Here is a 21,135-nt window from a genome sequence, read left to right as displayed (position 1 = left end):
GATGATAAAACTACTTCCGCGTTGTTTGTAATCGCTTTAATTAGAGCATACTCAAATGAATTGTAAAATTCTTCGGTTTGGGTTATTGAGGTTTTGGTTGCCTCAGCTATTGATTTAATTAATTCTTTTTTTGTCATATTTGGTTTTTCTCCTTTGATTTTGTTAATGTTATGTTGATATTGGTGTATAAAAAAGCCCCTTTTGGGGACTTAATTGTGCGAAGTTATTTAGTTTTGTTGTCTAAAAAGATGATGTTTTGGATGATTACTTTGTTTGTGGTTCGCATTTGTTCTTCGTTATTTTTATATTTTTGGATTGACAAGGTGCCTTCTGCATATATTTTTGAACCTTTATGTAGGTATTTGTGGCAGTTTTCGGCTTGCGTTCTAAAAACAACACAAGGGATGTATTGGACTTTATCTTTGTTGTTGATTGCTAAATTAAAATCTATTTTTGCGATTTGTTCGTTATTACTGTTGATATATTGTTTTTCTAAGTCGTGGGTAATATTTCCGATTAATTGAACTTTATTTAACATTTTTGGGTTTCTCCTTATTTTTTATTGTTTGTTTTTAGTTTTTGTATTGCTTTATCTTTTAAATCTTCAATTTGTGAAATTTTTAAATTGAGTTTTTGGGCTAATTCTTGATTAGTGAAAATGGGTTGGTAAGTTTCGTTTATGTTTTCTAGGGTGATGCCGAAACTTAAACAAACAACTTTTAATTCGTTTTTACTCAACTTTGTTTTTAGTTTTTTTATGAATTGTTCATAGTTTAATTGTTTAATCCATAATTGATGTGGGTTTAGATTAATTATTCTATCAGGCTCATATTGTTCTTCTTTGAAACTCATATTGTTTGATTTGGTGGTTTTTTTGAGGTATTGAAGGTGAATGTCTTTTTCTTATTAGTTCGTTAATTGCTGATTTTATGGTTGGAGTTGCATAAGCGATGAAATCGTAACCTAAATCTTGGTAATTATTGAGGGATTTAATTAATCCTAAAATTCCTTCTTGATATAAATCCTCTCTAGTTAATAATTTAGGGTAATATTTGAATTTTGAACTAATTTTTTTTACTAATGGTAAATGAAGTTCAATTAATTGATCTCTTATTTCAAAATTCTTTTTGTTTTTTAAAAATTCTTTAAATAAATTTTGTCTTAACATTTGAATCCTCTCTAAAAACATTTTTTAGAAAAGATATGAAAATGATTTTAGTCTTGAAAACAAAAAAAAGACTAACTTAATAGTTAGTCTTAAAAAGATTTTTTAAAAAATAAAAAGTGTCTAAACTTTTGGAACACTTAAAACGAACAAAAAGCGTTAAAACAAATCATTTCCTATATGAACCAAAATAAAACTGACCAATTAAGTTTTTATTTTCAGCTCATTGAACCACAACCTTTTTTAGATAAACAACATACAAAAATCTTTCAGGCCTTAAAATATTTAACTTTAAACCAGACAAATACTCATCCCTTTGATAAAATCAAATCTCAAACGGAGATTATCCAAGAGTTACTCACTTATCTCCAAACCCATTTTCCCCAAGATCACTTTACGAAAGAATCACTATCTTTTTTAAGTGATAATTTTAATGATGAAAACAACCTTGATTTCTTAGCTAACTTAAAACATACCTATACCCGAAAAATGTTTTCAACAACTCTTAAAAATCATTAGCCCTTCTTTTGAAAATAAAGATCCTTATTATAAATATCTATACTACCAAAAAATCTTTGATAAATGAAGAAAATTTATGGCTTTTATTCCTCATCCATCAGATAAAACCTTATTAACTTTAAATCAAATGGCTTCTTGTCATCCTGAATTTTTCCAGTTCGATCAACAAGCCAAACAAAAAATCCAAGAAGAATATTACCGTTTAGTGGAAACCTTCAAAGGATTAAATCAAGCTACGAAAGGCTTTAAAAAGGGTCAAATCATCATCATTGGTGGTTATACAGGGTTAGGAAAAACCACTTTTGTCTACAACCTTTTAATAGACATTTCAAAAACCAAACATCAACAAACAAACAAACATCCAAATATATTAGTATTTTCATATGAAATGACCTTAGAAGAAAATTTAAGCAGATTGCTTGCAAACATTACACGTTTTCCATTAGATTTAATTTTAGACAAAAATTTAGAAGATTATACAATAAATGACGTGATAATTCATCGTTCTGAATATTTGTTAAAAATGGAAATAGCCAAAGATTTTTTTCACAAATTAATTTATCATTTAGTTACGATAAAAGCAAAAGCATCGATTATGTCATTGATTTAGTTTATCGTTTACATTTAGAAAACAAAGATGAAATCATCGTAATCGATCATTTACAAATCACAAAAGCAACAAACCACTTAGAAAATGATCGTCTAGCCATTTTGAATAGATTTCATGAAAAATAAAAAAATATTCCTTTCTATGGAAAACCAGTTGCCTTAAATATTATACTCTTATTTACTGATAATATATTATTGTATTTTGAAGTATGTTGTGAAATTCCATATTTTATCTTTTGTCAATTTACAAATTTAGTTTAGCAACTATTTTTATGTGATAAAATATATAAGAATTAGTTTTTATTACAATTTAATCTAATTTATAAATTATTTAATAAAGTGAATTATTATTTTTAAATATTGCCTTATTTTACTTATTTTCCTTATTTTTTTATAACTTGTATAAATTTCTAAACTTTTTTAATAATCTTAGTAATATTGCTACATATTCCAAGCAAGAAGGGAGTTTTATTGTGAAATGGTCTACTAAAACAAGTGATAAACAAACTTTGGGCGAAGAAATTGCCAACGCCATTTCCCATGGTTTAATGATTCCTTTAGGAGTTTTTATTCTTGTTTTTTTTTGTCTTAAAGCCTCTGCAATGTCAAATCCCAACGGTTATATTGTACTTGTTTTTAGCATATCGATGATTATTCTTTATTTGATGAGTACTTTGTATCATTCTTTATCCTTTACCAAAGCTCATAATTTTTTTCAAAAGACAGATCATATTAGTATTTATTTATTAATTTGGGGAACTTTTGCACCTATTTTGTTGCTTTTGCCAGAATTGCAAAAACCCTTATTTCCTTTAGAAATTGTGTCAATTTCCAAGGGACAATACTTTTTTTTTTGCCAATGTATTTTAGCTTTTTCAGGTATAATATGCAAAGTTTTTTGGATGAATAAAGGGAAAATTATTCATTTAATCTTTTATGCTTTGCTTGGTTGGAGTGGGCTTTTGTTAGTGCCTGCAATGTGGAAAGCCAATATTTTTCATTTCGTTTTATTTGGTGGTGTTTTTTACAGTTTAGGTATCTATTTTTATGTTAAAGATAATAAAAAATATTTTCATTTTATTTGGCATCTTTTTGTTATGGCAGGAACTTGTTTTCATGCTTGGGGAATATATCGTTTGCTTGAAATTTTTCCAAACAATTAAAAAAAATAAAAAATTACCAACAATAAAAAGAAATTAAACTTGCAAACAAATAATTATAAATTCAAAAAATAATTCCACCCATTAAAAGAAATTATCAATTAAAACAAACCCAACCAAAAAAAATTAATATACAAACAACAAATAAATTATTACAAATCAAAAATCGGAGAAAAATATATGAAAATTATGTCGGTAAATTCTGGTAGTTCTTCTTTAAAATTTCAATTATTAGAAATGCCACAACAAAAAGTAATTGTTTCAGTTTTAGTTGAAAGAATCGGTAGCAATCAAGCTGTTTTAACAATGAAGACCAAAGACAAAAAAGAAAAACAAGTATTAGAAGTGCCAAACCATCAAACAGCAGTAGAGTTATTGCTAGATGCTTTGATTCAAAAAAAAGTTATTAATACTTTGGAAGAAATCGAAGGAGTAGGGCACCGCGTAGTTCAAGGTGGAGAAATATTTAGTGATTCTGCCGTTTTAACTAAACAAACCCTTACTCAAATTGAAAGTTTATGCGACCTAGCTCCCTTACACAATCCTGCCAACATCATAAGTATTAAAGCTTTTCAAAAAGCACTTCCCCAAGCTTTTCAAGTAGCTGTTTTTGATACTACTTTTCACCAAAGCATTCCTGCAGTTAATTTTTTATATGCCACTCCTTATTACTGGTACCAAAAATACCAAATTAGAAAATACGGAGCTCATGGTACATCTTATAAATACATAACTGAGCAAATGCAACAAATTTTGGGTAAAGACAACGCCAAAATCATTATTTGTCATGCTGGCAATGGCGTTTCTTTGTGTGCAGTTGATTCTGGTAAATCAGTTGATACTTCTATGGGTTTCACTCCGTTAGAAGGGGTTCCTATGGGAACTCGTAGTGGCAATATTGATCCTGCAGTAGTGAAATTTATAGCTGAAAAAGAAAAAAAAACTGTTGCTTGTGTTATCGATGATTTGAATAAAAAATCAGGTTATTTAGGAGTATCAGGTATTTCTAATGACGCTCGTGATATTTTAGCAAGCATTAAAGAAGGTAATCAGCAAGCCATTTTATCACACAACATCCAAGTTAAGCGTATAGTTGATTATATTGCTAGTTATTACGTATTATTAAAAGGAGTTGATGCTTTAGTATTTACAGCTGGTATTGGCGAAAATTGTTCTTTTTTTCGTTCCGAAATCATTAAACGTTTATCAGTTTTAGGAATTAAGTTAGATGAAGAAAAAAACAAAGTTCAAGGCAAACAAGAAATTATTACAACTCCTGATTCTGCCATTAAAGCTTTTGTCATTCCTACCAACGAAGAACTCGCTATTGCTCAAGATGTTTTGCGTTTAAAAATCAACCAAACTAATCAAGATAAAGACGATCAGCAAGAATGTTTTTGCTGTTGCGGCTAATAATTAAATCACAAATCCAATTAAACTTTTATAGTTTTTGGGATTTTTGGAGGAATACTCAAGTGGCCGAAGAGGCACGCTTGGAAAGCGTGTAGATCCAAAAAAGATGCGAGGGTTCGAATCCCTCTTCCTCCGCCAACTAAAATTAGCTTTTTTTTACTTGTTTGCAAAGTCAGTTTCATTTTGATAAAAATAATTTTCCATAATTTCATCGCTTATATTGTTTTTAAGAAATTGTTGTTGGGAATATTATTTTGGTAATTTGTTTTTTGAAACTTTTTTGGACTTATCCTTTTTTTGAGTTTTTTTGTATGCATATTTTTCATCTCAATTTATACCCTAAAATCTTTTTTAAACATTTTCACAAAAAATATTGACTACAAAAACTTATAAAAATACTCAATTATCATTAAAAAACAACTCACTTAACTTTTTTACTTTACAAATTAACAAAATCAAGGTATAATATTTTATGTTATGGAATTTTAATTATTAAGATTATTTGGCGGTTATGGCGAAGTGGTTAACGCGGCGGCTTGTGGCGCCGATATGCGTGGGTTCGATTCCCACTAGCCGCCCCAGAATATATTTCACAAAATATAAAAATTATTATAAACATTATTTAATAATAAAATATCCAGATTATAAAGATTTATATTTAGGCCCATAGCCAAGTGGTAAGGCAACGGACTTTGACTCCGTGATTCGTTGGTTCAAATCCAGCTGGGTCTGCCATTTTATAAGTATTTATTAGTGATTAACGAACGAAAATAACATAAGGTAAACGACGCGGGTGTGGCGGAATGGAAGACGCACTAGACTTAGGATCTAGCGCTTAGGCGTGCAGGTTCAAATCCTGTCACCCGTACCATTCAACCTAATTATAAATTAAGGGATATGATGTTAATGGTAGCATAACGGTCTCCAAAACCGCTCGTTCGGGTTCGAATCCTGATATCCCTGCCAAAAAAATTACACCAATAAAAATATTTTAATAAAATAAAAATATCAATTAATTTTTTCTTATAAACATTTTTTAATTTATTAAGATATTTTTAAAACATTTTTTCAATCATTTTGTCCTTAAAATATCAAAAAACCTTATTTATCTTTTTTCTAAACCACTCCAAAGAAAATAACTTTATCTTAAAAAACCACCAAAATCAATTGACAATTGTTTATTTTTTTGATTAAATAAAGGTGTAGATATATATAAAGTTTTATGATAAAATAAAAATAAATATAAGCTATACTTAAGTTTTTATGAAGCTAACAAAAATAAAGTATAAAAGTTTTAAAAACGCTTTTATTAGGAGGTTGGTTTTTTGAGATTTGAAGAATTGGTAACTTGGGTTTCCAATAACCATTGGATTTGGTTTTTTGGAGCTATTTTTTTTCCTGTATTGATATTTCTTTTAGTAAAATTAGTAATTAAAACACTAATTTTCATTTATGTTATTAATTTTCGTATTGCAGCTATCTTTAGTCCTTCTAAATCGTCTAAAGAGAGCAAAAACAACAACAATAAAAACGAACAACCTCAAATACCCAATGTTTTAATTAATAACAAAGACTTTGATTCTAATTGTTTAATTAATTTAAAATTAATGGAGATGATGGATAAAAAAGATAATAACCGTTCACAAACTGATCTTTTAGAATTAAAGCATAAAATGCTTGAAACTTATTTTAATCAAAAGATCTTTGAATTAGAAATGAAACAAAAAATTAAAGAATTAGAAGAAAAACAACATAAATCCAAAGCTGATACCATTCCTAATAATGCCCAAACTTTTAACTCACAAAAGAATTTTTGGAATGAAATTCCAGAAACTTTGAAACAAGTTTTAGAAAAATTAAATAACATCGAAGAAATGCAGTTCGAAATTCTACAAGATTATACTAAAAAAACTTATTATAGTTCTGATGATAGAGTTTTATACGTTCATCCAGAAGACTTTTTGCACATCAATAAAGCTTTAGGATATAAAAAACAACAACAATTAAGAAATTAAATAAAATATTAGGATGAAAATATGTGTAAAAGCCCCTTTTGCATACTTTTTATTTTTATTATTTCGAAAAAACTACCTTTTTTAAACCAGTCTTGCTTTTACCTGCAAAAAAACATCTTCTTACCTGATTTTTTTCATTGAAATATCTTTCTTAACAATTCTAATTGCCATTATTTTTTATGATATCACCACTATTAGGATCATAATTATAAATTTCTTTAACATTATTTTTGTTCTGATATTTGTATTTTGCAAACCAAATTCTTATTTCTGTTTTGGTATCGTATTTATTTATATAATCAATATTTCCATTAGGAAAATACTTTGTATGTTTGATTTTATTTTGGGTTTGAGGATCATATTCCAAAATATATTCTATTTTGCCATTTTGACTATTATGATGATTTTCTTTTATGATATTTCCACCTTTAGCATCGTATTCATACATATATAAAATATTTGATGTTCCTTCTGCGAAACTTATTTCTTTAATTAAATTTTGCGTATGTGGATCGTATTTTTTAATATTTAAGATATTTCCATCATTTCCAAAGACAGTGTGTTTAATTTTATTGGCAGTTTGCAGATCATATTCTATGATATACCAAACACACTCCTCCCTTTCATTAAATGCTGTGAGTTTAATTTTTTGATTTGTTTTGCTATCGTAATCAAAAATATGGTCAATGTTTCCATCCATGTTATAGATTTTTTCTTGAATAACATCCACATTATGATTAGGTTCTTTTTTTGTTGGGCTTATATTATTGATATTTTCAAAAGATTTAAAAATCAACATCACTAACAACAATAATGCAAAAGTAGTTGTAATATTTGCGAATCTAGATCTTAATTTTGTAATTTTCATATTTTTTAATTTATTATTGGGAAATTCTTATATGTAATTTAATTTATCTTTCATTTATTTTAATTTATTATGATATTAATAATTATTTTATAATAGCTAACTAATAGCTTTTGATTATTTATAATATTTTCAATAATATTATAACATTAATTTTTTATAATAATAATATTTTTTAGAACTTATAATTGATTCATCAAAAAAAAATCTTGTTCTATGTTATAATTAATTTGTATAGTTGAAAATAATTCATATTTAATAAATAAAAAAAGGAAAATAATGGATTATTATGGTAATTATTTATGTTAAAAAATAAAACAAAAACTCCGCCACAAAATCAAAAAACCAAATCTATCTTTTTAATTTTTAAAAAAAGTATGATTATTATTTTAGATTTTTTTCTAATTTATCTCTTTATTATTTCTTTGGGTAATATTTTTTTCCCTACATATTCAGCCAAATATTTAGGTATTGCTCATTTTCCTGTGGCTTCTGGTAGTATGGAACCTTTTATACATGGTCCTGGAGATGAAGTTTTTATTATAGGTGTTTGGGATGCTTCTAAACTTATGCCTGTTGGTGGGAAACAAATTATCAAAAATCCCACAACAAAACCTTATAAAGTAGGCATAAATAATCCAAAAGACGGCGATATTGTAATTTTCGAACACCCTTGTTATAATAATCCTAATGTTTCTGAACAAGAAAGACAAAAAGCCAAAGAAACACGTTTTATTATTCATAGAGTTGTTTCTAATGACCCAAATAAAAAATTAATTGGCACTTGGGGTGATGCAAACGAACCCCAACTTTCATACGAAAAAGAAATTCCTTATAACAAAATTGTAGGAAAATATATTTTTAAAGACCGTTATATTTTTTCATCCATCAGAAATTTATTTGCTTATATTCGTTCTTTCTTTGTTTTTTTATTCGAACATCCCTTATATTTGTTTTTAATAATCGTTTATTTAATGATTATGGCGTATCTCTTATATGCATTAATTAAAGAACTAAAAGCAGCCAAATAATTATAAAAATACAATCAAATAACACCGAATTATAAAATAATACAACAATAATTTTGATAATAACAAATTAAAAGGTGAACAATTAATGTGGCAAATCATTAATAATCAAAAAACTAAACCTTATTTTAAAAAAATATTTACTTTTTTGCAAGAAGAAAAAACTAATCACAAAATTATTTATCCCAATCAAGAAGATATTTTTGCAGCTTTTAATTTAACTCCTTTTGAAAAAGTGAAAGTAGTTATTTTGGGGCAAGATCCTTATCATGGCAAAAATCAAGCTCACGGTTTGTCTTTTAGTGTAAAAACCCTCCAAAAACCACCTAGCTTATTCAATATTTTTAAAGAATTACAAAATGATTTACAAATTATTGCTTGCACCAATAATTTAACTAAATGGGCACTAGAAGGCGTTTTGATGATTAATGCTATTTTGACTGTTGAAAAAGATAAACCTTTAAGTCACCACCAAATTGGTTGGCAAGAATTTACCAAAACTATTTTTCAATTTTTGCAAGCTAAACCAAATATAGTCTATATTTTGTGGGGCAAATTTGCTCAAAACTACGAACAATACATTTGTCAATCCCAAAATTGCATAATTAAAAGTCCTCATCCTTCCCCTTTTTCTGCTTATAGAGGTTTTTTTGGATCTAAACCTTTTTCTCGCGCTAATACTTATTTGCAAACTTGTGGAATTAAAGTTGTTGATTGGAATCTTTAACTTTTTTATAATATTTTTATTTTATAACATTTAAACTCATTTTTTTGATATTTTTACCTCTTTTTTAATTATTTTTTCTCTCTCGTTTTGTATTACTTTTATTTTGTGATTTGCATTTATTAATTTAAAAGTAAAATTACTAAAACTACCCCCAAAGAAAGCCAAGGTTTAATTTTATGAATAAAACAAACCGTTTTTTTGAAAAAGTAAGCAGTTATCAAAATCAAGAAATCAATCTTCCCCAACGCCAAACCAAATTCAGCGCTGGTTATGATTTTGAAGCAGCCCAAAGCATGGAAATTCCACCGCAAATAGTTATTTTGGTTCCCACAGGAATTAAAGCATCTTTTCCTTGGAACGAAGTTTTATTAATTTATTTAAGGTCTTCTTTGCCCTTAAAAAAACAACTTACCCTTGCCAACGGAGTGGGAGTAGTCGATAGTGATTATTATAATAATTTGCAAAATGAAGGTCATATTTTTATTGCTTTGTATAATTTTTCTAAAAACCCAGTTCAAGTTTGCAAAGGCGAAAGAATTGCACAAGGGATTTTTCAACCCTTTTTCCAAATTACTCAAGAAAAAGAAAATAATTTAGCCAGAAAAGGCGGTTTTGGTAGCACAAAGTAACAAAATCGCACTCCAATCAACAAAAACATTGTTAAATGGTTTTAAATATGGTAAAATACGTTAGGAAAAAATTTATTTATTTTTATTATTTCAAAAAACATTTTATTGTTTATTCTTGTTTTTTTTAATTCATTTGTTTGTTTGTTGCCGTTTTTGCTACCAGGCAAACCATTTTGTCCGTTAATTTTGATTATTTAATTATTTTTTTAATTGTTATATTTGTGATTTATAAATTTATAATTATCAAATAATTATTAAAACTTCATTTTCCTTCCCAAAACAAAAACTTTCAAAAAAGCTTTTATTTAATTATAATGGATGTATAAATACATTGATCAAACATTTTATATAACACAATTAAAAAATTTAGCAATTTAGTAATTTGGCACAATATTTGCAAATAGAAATAAAAACTTGATGATTCGTCACATCATTTTGGATCAATTTTGATACACAATTCACAATTAAAAAATGTATTAAATACTTAAAATTAACAAAAACCTAAACACAAACAAAATTATCATTTATTTATTATCACAATTAATTACACAACATCTCAAAAAATATATTAATCAAAATAAAAAAGGAGTTTTTAATAACAATGGCAGTAGTTACAACAAAACAATTATTAGAATCAGGAGTATATTTTGGTCATGCCACTCGCAAATGGAATCCCAAAATGAAACCCTATATTTTTACTTCTAGAAATGGCATTCATATCATCAACTTGAAAAAAACCTCAGAAGAAATTGAAAAAGCTTATAAAGAATTACTAAACATCATTGCTTCAGGCGGAAAAGCTTTATTTTTAGGCACCAAAAAACAAATTCAATCATCGATTAGAGAAGAAGCGCAACGTTCACAACAATACTACGTGGATCATCGTTGGTTAGGTGGTACACTAACTAATTTCAAAACTATTTTAAAAAGAATCGAATTACTTCATTTGCTCCACAAACAAGAAGAAGAAGGACTTTGGAAAAAACTTCCTAAAAAAGAAGTAGTGCAATTAAAGCGTAAAAGAGACAAATTAGAAAAATTCTTAGGTGGCATTAAAGACATGAAAGACTTGCCTCAAGCTATTTTTGTTTTTGACCCAGAAAAAGAAAGCATCGCAGTTGCTGAAGCGCGCAAATTAGGAATCAAAGTTTTTGGGATTGTAGACACTAATTGTGACCCTGATTTAGTAGACTACATTATTCCTGCTAATGATGATGCTATTAGAGGAGTGAAATTAATTATTTGGTTAATGGCTAATGCTTGTGTTGAAGGCATTGGTGGCGTTGCTGAAAAAGCAGAAACTTTTGATGCTAAAAACCCATTAAAATCTCAAAATTATAACACCCCTAACAAACGCCCTTACCAAGATTCAACAAGAAAACCATCTTACCAAAGTCAAAATCAAAACTAAAGATAATTATTTTTTTTTGGTTCTTAACTAATAAATACACAATTTTTATTTTTATAATTTATAATTAAAAGTAATTAAATTCATTAAAATTTAGAATGGAGCAGCAAATGAAAATTACAGCTGAAATGATTAAGGATTTACGTCAAAAAACGCATGCTGGAATGAATGAATGTCACAAAGCTTTACAACAAACTGAAGGCAACATTGAAAAAGCAATTATGTTTTTAAGAGAAAAAGGCATAATTAAAGCAGCTCAAAAACAAGGACGGGTAACTTCTGAAGGCATTACTAACATTGTTTTTGCTGGAAATAACGCTTTTTTATATGAAATCAATTCTGAGACTGATTTTGTTTCCAAAAATGAACATTTTCAACAATTAGTAAAAGTACTTGGAGAAATTATTTTAAAAAACCAATTATCTAACGCCAAAGATCTTTTAGCCTTTAATTATCAAAATAAAACCGTTCAAGAATTATTGTTAGAAAAAACTTCAGTTTTGGGCGAAAATATTACTCTTAAACGTGTTTTAAAAGTTACTAAAAATCCTCAAGAATCTTTTGGAACTTACAAACACCAAGGCGGACGTATTTCTGTTTTGGTAGTTTTAAAAAACGACTGCCCTTCTGTATCAGAAGACATAGCGATGCATATAGCTGCTTCCAAACCACAATTTTTAACTCCTGACAAAGTAGACCTTAAATTTTTAGCAGAAGAAAAAAAGATTTTACACAAACAAACTGCCAAAGAATTATCCGACAAACCCACACAAATGATAGAAAAAATTGTTGAAAATCGTTTAGGCAAAATGTTAAAAGAAATGTGTTTATCAGAACAACCTTTTGTCAAAAATGTATATCAAAAAGTAAAAGATTATCTTAAAGCCAACAACACTGATGTAGTTTCTTATGTGCGTTGGGAAATGGGCAACTAATAATTCAAAAATCTTTATTTCATACTTTATTTAACAAACTTAAATTTAGACCCTTTTAAAGTTTTTTCAGATGTTTATGAAGAAAGGTTTTGTGGATATGCATAAAAAAATTCTTTTAAAATTAAGTGGTGATTCTCTTAAAGGCGAGTCTTCATACGGCATTGATCCTCGCACTATTAAAAAAATTGCTTGGGAAATCAAAGAAATAAAAGACTTAGGAGTTAAAATTGCCATTATTGTAGGAGCAGGTAACCTTTGGCGTGGACGCACTGGTGAAGAACTTGGTATGGATCGTTCTCAGGCAGATTACATGGGAATGCTTGGAACTATCATGAATTCTTTAGCTTTGCAAGATGCCTTAGAACAAACAAACACAATCACACGCGTGATGACTGCCTTTCCTGTTTCTTCGGTAGCTGAACCCTATATTCGCCGCAAAGCTATTCGTCATTTGGAAAAAGACAGAGTAGTTATTTTAGGTGCAGGAGCTGGTTCTCCTTATTTTTCCACCGACACTGCTGCTGCCCTAAGAGCTGCCGAACTAAACATTGATGTTATTTTAATGGCTAAAAACAATATTGAAGGTGTTTATAATAAAGATCCCAAAAAATACCAAGATGCCGTTTTAATCAAACACATGAAACACCAACAAATATTATCTCAAAGACTGTCAGTTATGGATATTACAGCCGCTTCTCTTTGTTTAGAAAATAAAATCGATATTTTAGTTTTTAATATGTTAAAAAAAGGTAACATCAAAAAAGTTGTACTCAAAGAAGGCAACATAGGTACTGTTATTAGTTCAAAAGGAGAATAAATATGCAACAACTTGCTAAAGATATTCTTGCGTCGTTAGAAAATAAAATGACTCAAGCCCAAGAAGTAATGTTAAAAAACTTTTGTGATATTCGTACTGGAACTGCTAATCCTAATATTTTAGATAAAATTACTTTTAATTATTATGGAGCGCCCACTTTTTTAAAAACGTTAGCCTCTATTAGCGTTTCTGAAGGTAACCAACTTAACATCAAACCTTACGATAGCACTTTAATTCCTGATATTAAAAAAGTTCTTTTAGCTTCTAATCTAGGAATCACTCCTCAAACTGATGGTGTAGTTGTAAGACTTGTCTTCCCCAAACCAACCGAAGAGAGAAGAAAAGCTTTAATGAAAGAAGTAGATCAAATAGCAGAAAAAACTAAAGTAGCTATTAGAAACGTGCGTCGCGAAGGCAATGACAAAATCAAAAAAGTTGAACTTACTAAAGATTTAGAAACTTTTTATTTAAATCAAATCCAAACATTAACTGATAAAAACATTAAACTTATTGACAAACATACTACCACTAAAAATACTGAATTATTAAAAGCTTAAAATGATTTCGTTTTTAAAATATAACAATTTCACCTAATTTTTACCTTTCGCTTTTAAAAAATGGAGGTTTATATGATAAAAAAGAGAATAATAACAGGGGGGACCTTAGTTTTATTTTCTTTTTTCTTTTATTATTGCGTTCCTTTAGAAATCAAATTTGTAGTTTTTGCCATTTTAGCAATAAAAGCAGTCCAAGAAATGTTTTTTATACTCAAATATCCAAAAGACACCCAAAAACAAACCTTTATTAAATTTGGGTTAGTTGCCACTTCTACTTTATTATTTTTTACAGGTGTTTGCTTGATGTTGTATCAAAATATTTGTCAAAATAATAAATTAACAAATGATTTTTTGCTACCTTTCAAAAGTTTTTTATCACATTTAAAACAACCGTCATTTAATTATTATTTTTTTCTTTTTTTATTTTTGCCTTTTGTGTTAGTTTTAATAATGCTAGTTTTTTTACCCTTTTTTCAAACTAAAGATGCAAGCAAAACCTTTCTTATAACTTTTTATATCGGTTTTTTGATGGCTTGTCTTTTTTCTTTGTTTTTCCTACATTGGCATTATTTTTTTTTGTTTGTTTTATCAGTTATGCTCACTGATTCTTTTGCTTTTTTAGCACGTTTCCCGCGTTTTTGTCCCTTTTTGGGAACAAGACCCCTAGCCCCTCACCTAAGTCCTAAAAAAACTCAAAAAGGTGCTATTTTAGGTACTTTTGGCTCTACTATAACAGTTTTAATTGCCTTTTTATTTCTTAAATGTGACTCTTGTATTAGATTCTCTATTTATACTTTTTTAATTTCTATTATTTCTCAAATCAGCGATTTGTTAGCTTCCAAATTTAAAAGAGATTATGGCATCAAAGACTTTGGAAGTTTCCTTCCGGGTCATGGTGGTCTTTTAGATAGATTTGATTCTTGGCTTTTGAGTTCTTTTTTTGCTCTCATACTCTTTAATTTACCTTTTTAAACAAATCCTCCCCCCCAAATTACTATATTTATTTATATTTTTTCAACATTTAATTTTTTCCTTTGCTTTGTTATGATATAATTTTATTTGTAAATGTTAATATAAAATAATAACTCTTTTCGGGTTTTTCCTTTCTTTTTTATTATAAATTTAAATTCAATATTTTATTTTTTTTTAATAATTTCCACTTCCAAAATATTGATTTAAAAAATTTGAACTAATTTTTTAAATCATCTATTTTTTTGCAAAAAAATATTAAAGGAGTAATTTATGAATTACAAATCAAGAACAAAAGTGATTGCAGGTAATTGGAAAATGTACAAATGCAAAGACGAAGCCTTAGAATTTATCCAAAAAGTAAGTTTGCAAGTTCCTGATCGAACCCAAGTCCAAACTCTAATTTTCCCCCAACTTACCTTATTGAATCTCTTAGTACAATTACAAGGCGCCAATTTACAAGTAGGGGCTCAAAATATGTTTTATGAAACTGAAGGTGCTTTTACTGGTGAAGTTTCACCACAAAATTTGCTTTCACTAGGTGTCAAACACGTTTTATTAGGACACAACGAAAGAAGAACTCTTTTTGGAGAAACTGATCAAACAGTTAATCTAAAACTTTTATCAGCTCTCAAACACAAATTAGTTCCTACTATTTGTGTGGGCGAATCACTTCCTACCAAAGAAAACAACCAAACTCAAGTGTTTTTAGACCAACAATTAACCAACATTTTTGCAGGTGTTCCAGAAGAAGCATTACAAAACATCATTATCGCTTATGAACCGGTTTGGGCAATCGGTACAGGTAAAAGCGCAACTCCCCAAGACGCTAACAAAACCATTGAACAAATCCGAGATAAAGTCACTGCACTTTATTCTTCCCAAGCAACTTGTGCCATGAGAATTATTTATGGCGGTTCAGTGTCTGTTGCCAACATTAAAGCCATTTTAGAACAACCCGCTATTGATGGTATTTTAGCAGGAAAAGCTTCCCTCCAAACTGAGGATTTTTTATTTTTTGCTCAAATAGCAAGTAAACAAGTTTTAGTTTCTACTAAAGATATTTTTCAAAAAAATGATTGTCCTTTTTGTTGATAATTATAATTTACATTTAGGAAAATAAAACCAATATTTTGTAAATGTTTTTATTTAAATTTGCTACAATTAATTAATACCCCTTTTTTCTAATTGCATTTTTTCTTTCATTTTTGCATTTCATCATTTTTTTGTGTTTCTCAAATACGATAGGATAATAGGAGTTTCAAATGAAACAAAAAAAAGAATCTTTATTTATTTTTGATATTGATGGAACCCTTTTAAGTTCTAAATATAAAAAAATCTTTCCTCAAACGATCAAAGCCATCCAAACTTTAGCCCAAAACCCTGATAATGTTTTAGCAGTTGCCACAGGAAGAAACATTAAAAGAATAGATGTTTTAGGTGATTTGCTACCTTATTTCAAACATTTTGTGTTTTTTAACGGCGGTCTTACTAAATATTTTGATAAAGTAATTGATGATAGGCCTTTTAAAAAAGAAGTAGTCAAAGAACTAATCGAAAAAGCCCATCAAGCCAACATTCACATAGGTCTTACAGGAATGACACAAGAAATTGTGCCAAGCCCACAAGACTTAATTCCGCCTTCATTAGGAGAGTTTTACTGCACCAATAAAAAATCTGTAGTTGACCCCGAATTCCATTTACACAACAATGTTTATCAAGTGTGGCTATTCGAACCCAATAAAGAAAAATTGCAAAATTTTCTTAAAGATTTGAAAGACTTGCAAGCGTATTATTGGAGAACTAATGGTGGTGTTGATTTAGTGCCTCAAAGCGTGAATAAAGCTTGTGGTATTAAAAAATTAAAAGAGTTTTACTGCAATCATCAATTAGTTTGTGTAGGAGACGGCTATAATGATGTTGAAATGCTTAAATTAGCTGATTTAGGCATCGGATTGGAAAACACCAATTGCCAAGAAATAAAAGATAATTGTAATCTTTTAGCTCCTCATATCGACGATGATAAATTCTATGATTTTTTAAAACTAAATCATTTAGTTTAATTTTTTCTTTTGGATTTTAATTTAAAAAAAGCATTAATTTTTACTTGCTTTTATAATTTTTATATTTTTCTTCTATGTTTTGTGATTTTAAAACCGTTAATTTGCATTCTTTTTGACAATAATAAAATAGATTTCTCTTTTTGCAATTATACCTAAAAAACCGCTTAAATTCCTAAATTATTTTTTAGTCCAAAAAGTTAATTAAAAAAACTCATTAATTACAATTTAGATGCAAATCTAAAACCAAAGAAAGGATTAAGTTAAATGTTAACTTCCGATAAAAATGTTCTTTTAAAAGCGCATCAACAAGAATACGCTATAGCTCAAGTAAATATTAACAATTTAGAATGGACCAAAGCTGCTTTACAAACTGCTGAAGAACTAAAATCACCTATTATTTTAGGAGTATCTGAAGGGGCTGCAAAATATATGGGAGGACTTAAAACAGTCGTTGCAATGGTAAGAGAACTAGACGCCTTTTATAAGGTATCTGTTCCTGTTATTTTGCATTTAGATCACGGTTCTTATGAAGGTGTCAAACAAGCAATGGAGGCAGGATTCACTTCTGTTATGTTTGATGGCAGTCATTATGATTTTACACAAAATTTAAGTAAAACCAAAGAAATCACCGAAATATGTCATCAAAAAGGACTTTTAATAGAAGCAGAAGTTGGGGGAATCGGTGGTGAAGAAGATGGCATTATTGGTCAAGGAGAAATTGCAGATCCTCAAGAATGCAAACAAATTGCTGATTTAGGTGTTGATATTCTTGCTGCTGGAATTGGTAATGTGCACGGTAAATATCCTTATAATTGGACAGGACTTGATTTTAGTGTTTTTGCCAAAATTAGAGAACTTACCAACAAACAAACACCCCTAGTACTGCATGGAGGCACTGGTATTCCTGAAGATATGATTAAAAAAGCTATTTCTTTGGGAGTAGTGAAAATCAACGTTAACACTGAATTTCAATTAGTTTTTGCCAAAGCTACTAGACAATACATCGAAGAAAAAAAAGATTTAACAGACAAAGGTTTTGATCCGCGCAATTTATTAAATCCCGGATTTTTAGCTATTAAAGAATTAATGAGGCATAAATTAGCTCTTTTTGGTTCAATCAACAAAGCCTAATTATTTAATATCCATATTTTCTAATTTTAAATCACTCCCTTAATAAAATATAGCTACTATTATAAAAAAACTTCTTTTTTATATTTTAGAGAAGAAAGGTCCAAAATATGGAAAGTTCTAATACAAATATGAACACCAACAACACCATAGTTATTGTGTTATTAGCAATATAAAATACACTTGTGCCCTCTATTGTGTTTTGTTGTGGGTAAAAAATAAATTAAATTTAGCTTTGCACAGTTATTTTAAAGGCAAAAAAATCGAAATCAAACTTTGTTTTATGAAGTGGTTAATTAAAGATATTAAAATTAGGTTAATTGAATGCGATAATTTCAAATTAAAAGAACAATTTTCTTTAGAAATTCAATTTATTGTGGAAATAATTAATGATTTTGAAAAGCAACGGTTAATGGGAGGCAAGAAATGTTTTAACTTTTGTAATAGGAGCTTTTACCAATCGCAAATATAACCTTATAGAAGGTGAACTTGATCAATACTTGGAAGAATTAAATGCCATTAGAGACGAATTGCCAGAATCAATAATCGAAAAAATTAAAAAACAAACACTAAAATAATACCAATAATTTAAAAATTATTATTCCTATAAACATTTTATAAAATAAATAAAATAAAACAAATTTATAATAAAAATTATTATAACAATGACACAACCAAAACTAACTATTTTTACTAATTTAGATTAAAAATTAATTTAAAAATAATTAATATTTACTAAGTGAAAGGCCATAAATGAATGACAAAATCCTTAACTAATATGAATATTATAAATAAAAAAGTTTTATTGCGAGCAGACCTAAATGTTCCTTTAGAAAATGGCGTTATTACAGATGACAACAGAATTAAAGCTATTTTACCTACTTTACAATATTTAGTTAAGCAAAAAGCTAAAGTTATTATTTTTTCTCATTTGGGACGCGTCAAAACTGAATCTGATAAAGACCATTTTAGCTTGCAAGTGGTAGCTGAAAAAATTTCTTTTTATTTGCAACAAAAAGTAAATTTTGTTCCAGAAACACAAGGCAAAATCTTAAACCAAGCTGTTTGCAAGATGCTTCCAGGGGATGTGTTAGTAGTCCAAAACACTCGTTTTGAAGATGTTCCTTTCAAAAAAGAAAGTAAAAACAACCCCGAATTAGGTAAATATTGGGCATCTTTAGGTGATATTTTTGTCAATGATGCTTTTGGCACATGCCATCGCACCCACGCTTCCAATGTAGGCATTGCAACATATATCAAGGAAAAATGTTTTGGTTTTTTGGTCGAAAAAGAAATATCTTTTTTAAAAAAAATTGTACAAACTCCTCAAAGACCTTTGGTTGCTGTTTTGGGTGGCTCCAAAGTATCTGACAAAATTGGAGTTATTCGCAGTATTTTGCAAAAAGTTGATGTTCTTTTGATAGGTGGAGGAATGATCTATACTTTTCTTAAAGCCAAAGGTTTTAACATAGGCACCAGTTTGCTAGAAGCAGACAAAATTCCTTTAGTAAAAGAATTATTATCTTCTCCAGAAGGCAAAAAAATCGTTTTACCTAAAGATTTTGTTTGTGGAAAAGAATTTTCGCCAACAACACAAGCAGCTGTTTATAGTTATGATAATATTCCTGATGATGTAATAGGACTTGATATTGGACCTCAAACAATTGAACTTTTCACAACTCATTTACAAATGGCTCAAACAGTTGTTTGGAATGGTCCTGTAGGAGTGTTTGAATTTGAACAATTTTCTAAAGGCACAAAAGCTTTAGCCCAAACAATAAGTAATCTTTCGAACAATACAACTACCATTATTGGTGGTGGCGATAGCTCTGCTGCAGTCTTTAAATTCGGTCTAGACAAAAATTTCAGCCATATTTCTACGGGTGGAGGCGCTTTTTTAGAATTTTTAGAAGGTAAACCCATGCCGGGGATTGCATGTATAGAAAATCTGTAATCACAATCCCCCCCTTATTTTTATTTTATTTTTCAATCATTATTTTTAAAATTACCAAATATTACAAACATCACAAAAATAAAATAATTCACAAAAAACAATAAATAGATCCATTATTTATATTAAAAAAGGATAAAAAAAGAAAAAGAGGTTTAATTATTAATTATGAAAGTTAAAGTAGCAATTAATGGTTTTGGGCGTATCGGTAAATTAGCCTTTCGTCTTATTTTTGGAAATCCTAAATTTGAAGTAGTAGCTATTAATGATTTAGCAACTTTAGAAACTATTTCTTATTTATTAAAATACGACAGCATTCAAAAACCTTACAAATTAGACGCTGTTAGTTTTGAAGACAACTATTTAGTAGTTGAAGGACAAAAAATTCCTGTATTTCAAGAAAAAACCCCTCAGGATTTACCTTGGAAAAAACTAGGAGTAGATATTGTTTTAGAATGTACAGGTTTTTTTACTAGCAAAGAAAAAGCATCTTTTCATTTAGAAGCTGGAGCTAAAAAAGTATTAATTAGTGCTCCTGCTACTGGGGATGTAAAAACAGTTGTTTACAATGTTAACGATCAAATCCTAACCAAAGAAGATGCCATTGTAAGTGGAGCTTCGTGTACTACTAACTGTTTGGCACCTGTTGTTAAAGTTTTAAATGATAATTTTGGCATCAATCAAGCTTTTATGACTACTGTTCACAGTTACACCAGCGACCAAAGTTTAATTGATCAAAACCATCCCAAAGGCATTTGGACACGTCGCGGTAGAGCTGCAGCCTTTAATATGGTGCCAAGTTCTACTGGAGCTGCCAAAGCTATTAGTTTAGTTATTCCCGAATTAAAAGGAAAACTGGATGGTACAGCAATTAGAGTTCCTACAATTACAGGATCTTTAGTTGATCTTACTGCAGAACTGACACAAGAAACTACTCCAGAAACCATCAATGAAGCTTTCAAAAAAGCTGCTAATGAAACTTTAGCATACGTTACAGATCCTATTGTTTCCTCAGATGTTATTGGAACAAGTTATGGTTCTTTATATGATTCTCACACTTTGCAAGTCCTCAAAGAAAAACCTAAATTTATTAAATTAATGTCTTGGTATGACAATGAAATGAGTTATGTTAGTCAATTAGTAAGATTGCTTCACAAAGTAGCAACTTTAGTTTAAT

General features: G+C 28.7%; 21 protein-coding genes, 5 tRNA genes and 1 pseudogene. 23 read left to right on the top strand and 4 right to left on the bottom strand.

The features are described from left to right. The 3 genes and pseudogenes from N747_RS0103040 to N747_RS03520 form a co-directional block, all read right to left on the bottom strand. Positions 1 to 137: HU family DNA-binding protein (locus N747_RS0103040; RefSeq protein ID WP_029783899.1), on the bottom strand; the 137-nt coding region annotated here is incomplete at its 3' end. An 86-nt stretch (positions 138 to 223) separates the two neighbouring features. Then, positions 224 to 538 carry a single-stranded DNA-binding protein gene (locus N747_RS0103035; RefSeq protein WP_024563735.1) on the bottom strand — a complete coding sequence of 105 codons (315 nt, stop codon included), beginning with the start codon at positions 536 to 538 and terminating at the stop codon, positions 224 to 226. Then, positions 528 to 1,168: pseudogene (locus tag N747_RS03520) on the bottom strand (sigma-70 family RNA polymerase sigma factor). Before N747_RS03520 ends, N747_RS0103035 begins: the two are co-directional and overlap by 11 nt. A gap of 177 nt (positions 1,169 to 1,345) precedes the next feature. On the opposite strand from N747_RS03520, the gene N747_RS03875 reads away from it, so the two are divergent. From N747_RS03875 to N747_RS0102985, 10 genes are all read left to right on the top strand, one after another. Next, positions 1,346 to 1,684 carry a hypothetical protein gene (locus N747_RS03875; RefSeq protein ID WP_024563734.1) on the top strand — a complete coding sequence of 113 codons (339 nt, stop codon included), beginning with the start codon at positions 1,346 to 1,348 and terminating at the stop codon, positions 1,682 to 1,684. Positions 1,685 to 1,760: 76 nt separating this feature from the next. Next, positions 1,761 to 2,294: a DnaB-like helicase C-terminal domain-containing protein gene (locus N747_RS03870; protein ID WP_024563733.1), complete on the top strand. Its 534-nt coding sequence runs from the start codon at positions 1,761 to 1,763 to the stop codon at positions 2,292 to 2,294. A gap of 472 nt (positions 2,295 to 2,766) precedes the next feature. Next, on the top strand, positions 2,767 to 3,456 hold the full coding sequence (gene trhA, locus N747_RS0103020) for a PAQR family membrane homeostasis protein TrhA (RefSeq protein ID WP_024563732.1): 690 nt from the start codon (positions 2,767 to 2,769) through the stop codon (positions 3,454 to 3,456). Between the two features lie 177 nt (positions 3,457 to 3,633). Next, positions 3,634 to 4,866 (top strand): acetate kinase, encoded by a 1,233-nt coding sequence (locus N747_RS0103015; protein WP_024563731.1) that lies wholly within the window; start codon positions 3,634 to 3,636, stop codon positions 4,864 to 4,866. A gap of 48 nt (positions 4,867 to 4,914) precedes the next feature. Further along, positions 4,915 to 5,004: transfer RNA gene (locus N747_RS0103010), tRNA-Ser, on the top strand. Positions 5,005 to 5,371: 367 nt separating this feature from the next. Beyond that, positions 5,372 to 5,447: transfer RNA gene (locus N747_RS0103005), tRNA-His, on the top strand. Positions 5,448 to 5,526: 79 nt separating this feature from the next. Continuing rightward, positions 5,527 to 5,601, top strand: a tRNA-Gln gene (locus N747_RS0103000). Between the two features lie 54 nt (positions 5,602 to 5,655). Then, positions 5,656 to 5,737 (top strand) — tRNA-Leu (locus tag N747_RS0102995). 20 nt (positions 5,738 to 5,757) lie between these two features. Beyond that, positions 5,758 to 5,832: transfer RNA gene (locus N747_RS0102990), tRNA-Trp, on the top strand. A 359-nt stretch (positions 5,833 to 6,191) separates the two neighbouring features. Further along, the gene (locus N747_RS0102985; RefSeq protein WP_024563730.1) at positions 6,192 to 6,881 is read left to right on the top strand and encodes a hypothetical protein; all 690 of its coding nucleotides are present in this window, start codon (positions 6,192 to 6,194) and stop codon (positions 6,879 to 6,881) included. 160 nt (positions 6,882 to 7,041) lie between these two features. On the opposite strand, the gene N747_RS0102980 is transcribed toward N747_RS0102985, so the two are convergent. Further along, positions 7,042 to 7,749, bottom strand: coding sequence for a DUF2963 domain-containing protein (locus N747_RS0102980; RefSeq protein ID WP_024563729.1), 708 nt, complete (start codon positions 7,747 to 7,749; stop codon positions 7,042 to 7,044). Between the two features lie 299 nt (positions 7,750 to 8,048). On the opposite strand from N747_RS0102980, the gene N747_RS0102975 reads away from it, so the two are divergent. From N747_RS0102975 to gap, 13 genes are all read left to right on the top strand, one after another. Then, on the top strand, positions 8,049 to 8,777 hold the full coding sequence (locus tag N747_RS0102975; protein ID WP_024563728.1) for a S26 family signal peptidase: 729 nt from the start codon (positions 8,049 to 8,051) through the stop codon (positions 8,775 to 8,777). A gap of 85 nt (positions 8,778 to 8,862) precedes the next feature. Next, positions 8,863 to 9,501, top strand: a complete 639-nt coding sequence (locus N747_RS0102970; protein ID WP_024563727.1) for a uracil-DNA glycosylase — start codon at positions 8,863 to 8,865, stop codon at positions 9,499 to 9,501. A 176-nt stretch (positions 9,502 to 9,677) separates the two neighbouring features. Then, positions 9,678 to 10,130: a dUTP diphosphatase gene (gene dut / locus N747_RS0102965; protein ID WP_024563726.1), complete on the top strand. Its 453-nt coding sequence runs from the start codon at positions 9,678 to 9,680 to the stop codon at positions 10,128 to 10,130. A gap of 601 nt (positions 10,131 to 10,731) precedes the next feature. After that, positions 10,732 to 11,541, top strand: coding sequence for a 30S ribosomal protein S2 (gene rpsB / locus N747_RS0102955; protein ID WP_024563725.1), 810 nt, complete (start codon positions 10,732 to 10,734; stop codon positions 11,539 to 11,541). A gap of 107 nt (positions 11,542 to 11,648) precedes the next feature. Beyond that, positions 11,649 to 12,473, top strand: a complete 825-nt coding sequence (gene tsf / locus N747_RS0102950) for a translation elongation factor Ts (protein ID WP_024563724.1) — start codon at positions 11,649 to 11,651, stop codon at positions 12,471 to 12,473. 91 nt (positions 12,474 to 12,564) lie between these two features. After that, complete coding sequence (pyrH, locus tag N747_RS0102945) at positions 12,565 to 13,290, top strand: UMP kinase (RefSeq protein ID WP_084193805.1); 726 nt, start codon at positions 12,565 to 12,567, stop codon at positions 13,288 to 13,290. 2 nt (positions 13,291 to 13,292) lie between these two features. After that, positions 13,293 to 13,847: a ribosome recycling factor gene (gene frr / locus N747_RS0102940; RefSeq protein ID WP_024563722.1), complete on the top strand. Its 555-nt coding sequence runs from the start codon at positions 13,293 to 13,295 to the stop codon at positions 13,845 to 13,847. Positions 13,848 to 13,919: 72 nt separating this feature from the next. Next, positions 13,920 to 14,819, top strand: a complete 900-nt coding sequence (locus N747_RS0102935) for a phosphatidate cytidylyltransferase (RefSeq protein ID WP_038251783.1) — start codon at positions 13,920 to 13,922, stop codon at positions 14,817 to 14,819. Positions 14,820 to 15,089: 270 nt separating this feature from the next. Beyond that, positions 15,090 to 15,911 (top strand): triose-phosphate isomerase, encoded by an 822-nt coding sequence (tpiA, locus tag N747_RS0102930; RefSeq protein ID WP_024563720.1) that lies wholly within the window; start codon positions 15,090 to 15,092, stop codon positions 15,909 to 15,911. A 170-nt stretch (positions 15,912 to 16,081) separates the two neighbouring features. After that, positions 16,082 to 16,879, top strand: coding sequence for an HAD-IIB family hydrolase (locus N747_RS0102925; RefSeq protein ID WP_024563719.1), 798 nt, complete (start codon positions 16,082 to 16,084; stop codon positions 16,877 to 16,879). Positions 16,880 to 17,143: 264 nt separating this feature from the next. Further along, complete coding sequence (gene fba, locus N747_RS0102920; RefSeq protein WP_024563718.1) at positions 17,144 to 18,010, top strand: class II fructose-1,6-bisphosphate aldolase; 867 nt, start codon at positions 17,144 to 17,146, stop codon at positions 18,008 to 18,010. Between the two features lie 754 nt (positions 18,011 to 18,764). Next, positions 18,765 to 19,961, top strand: a complete 1,197-nt coding sequence (locus N747_RS0102910) for a phosphoglycerate kinase (RefSeq protein ID WP_024563716.1) — start codon at positions 18,765 to 18,767, stop codon at positions 19,959 to 19,961. A 165-nt stretch (positions 19,962 to 20,126) separates the two neighbouring features. Then, positions 20,127 to 21,134 carry a type I glyceraldehyde-3-phosphate dehydrogenase gene (gene gap / locus N747_RS0102900; protein WP_024563715.1) on the top strand — a complete coding sequence of 336 codons (1,008 nt, stop codon included), beginning with the start codon at positions 20,127 to 20,129 and terminating at the stop codon, positions 21,132 to 21,134. Position 21,135 lies beyond the last annotated feature (1 nt).

The sequence above is a fragment of the Candidatus Phytoplasma tritici genome, from assembly GCF_000495255.1.
GTDB classification, from domain to species: domain Bacteria; phylum Bacillota_I; class Bacilli_A; order Acholeplasmatales; family Acholeplasmataceae; genus Phytoplasma; species Phytoplasma tritici.
This window is presented reverse-complemented; position numbering and strand designations above follow the sequence as displayed.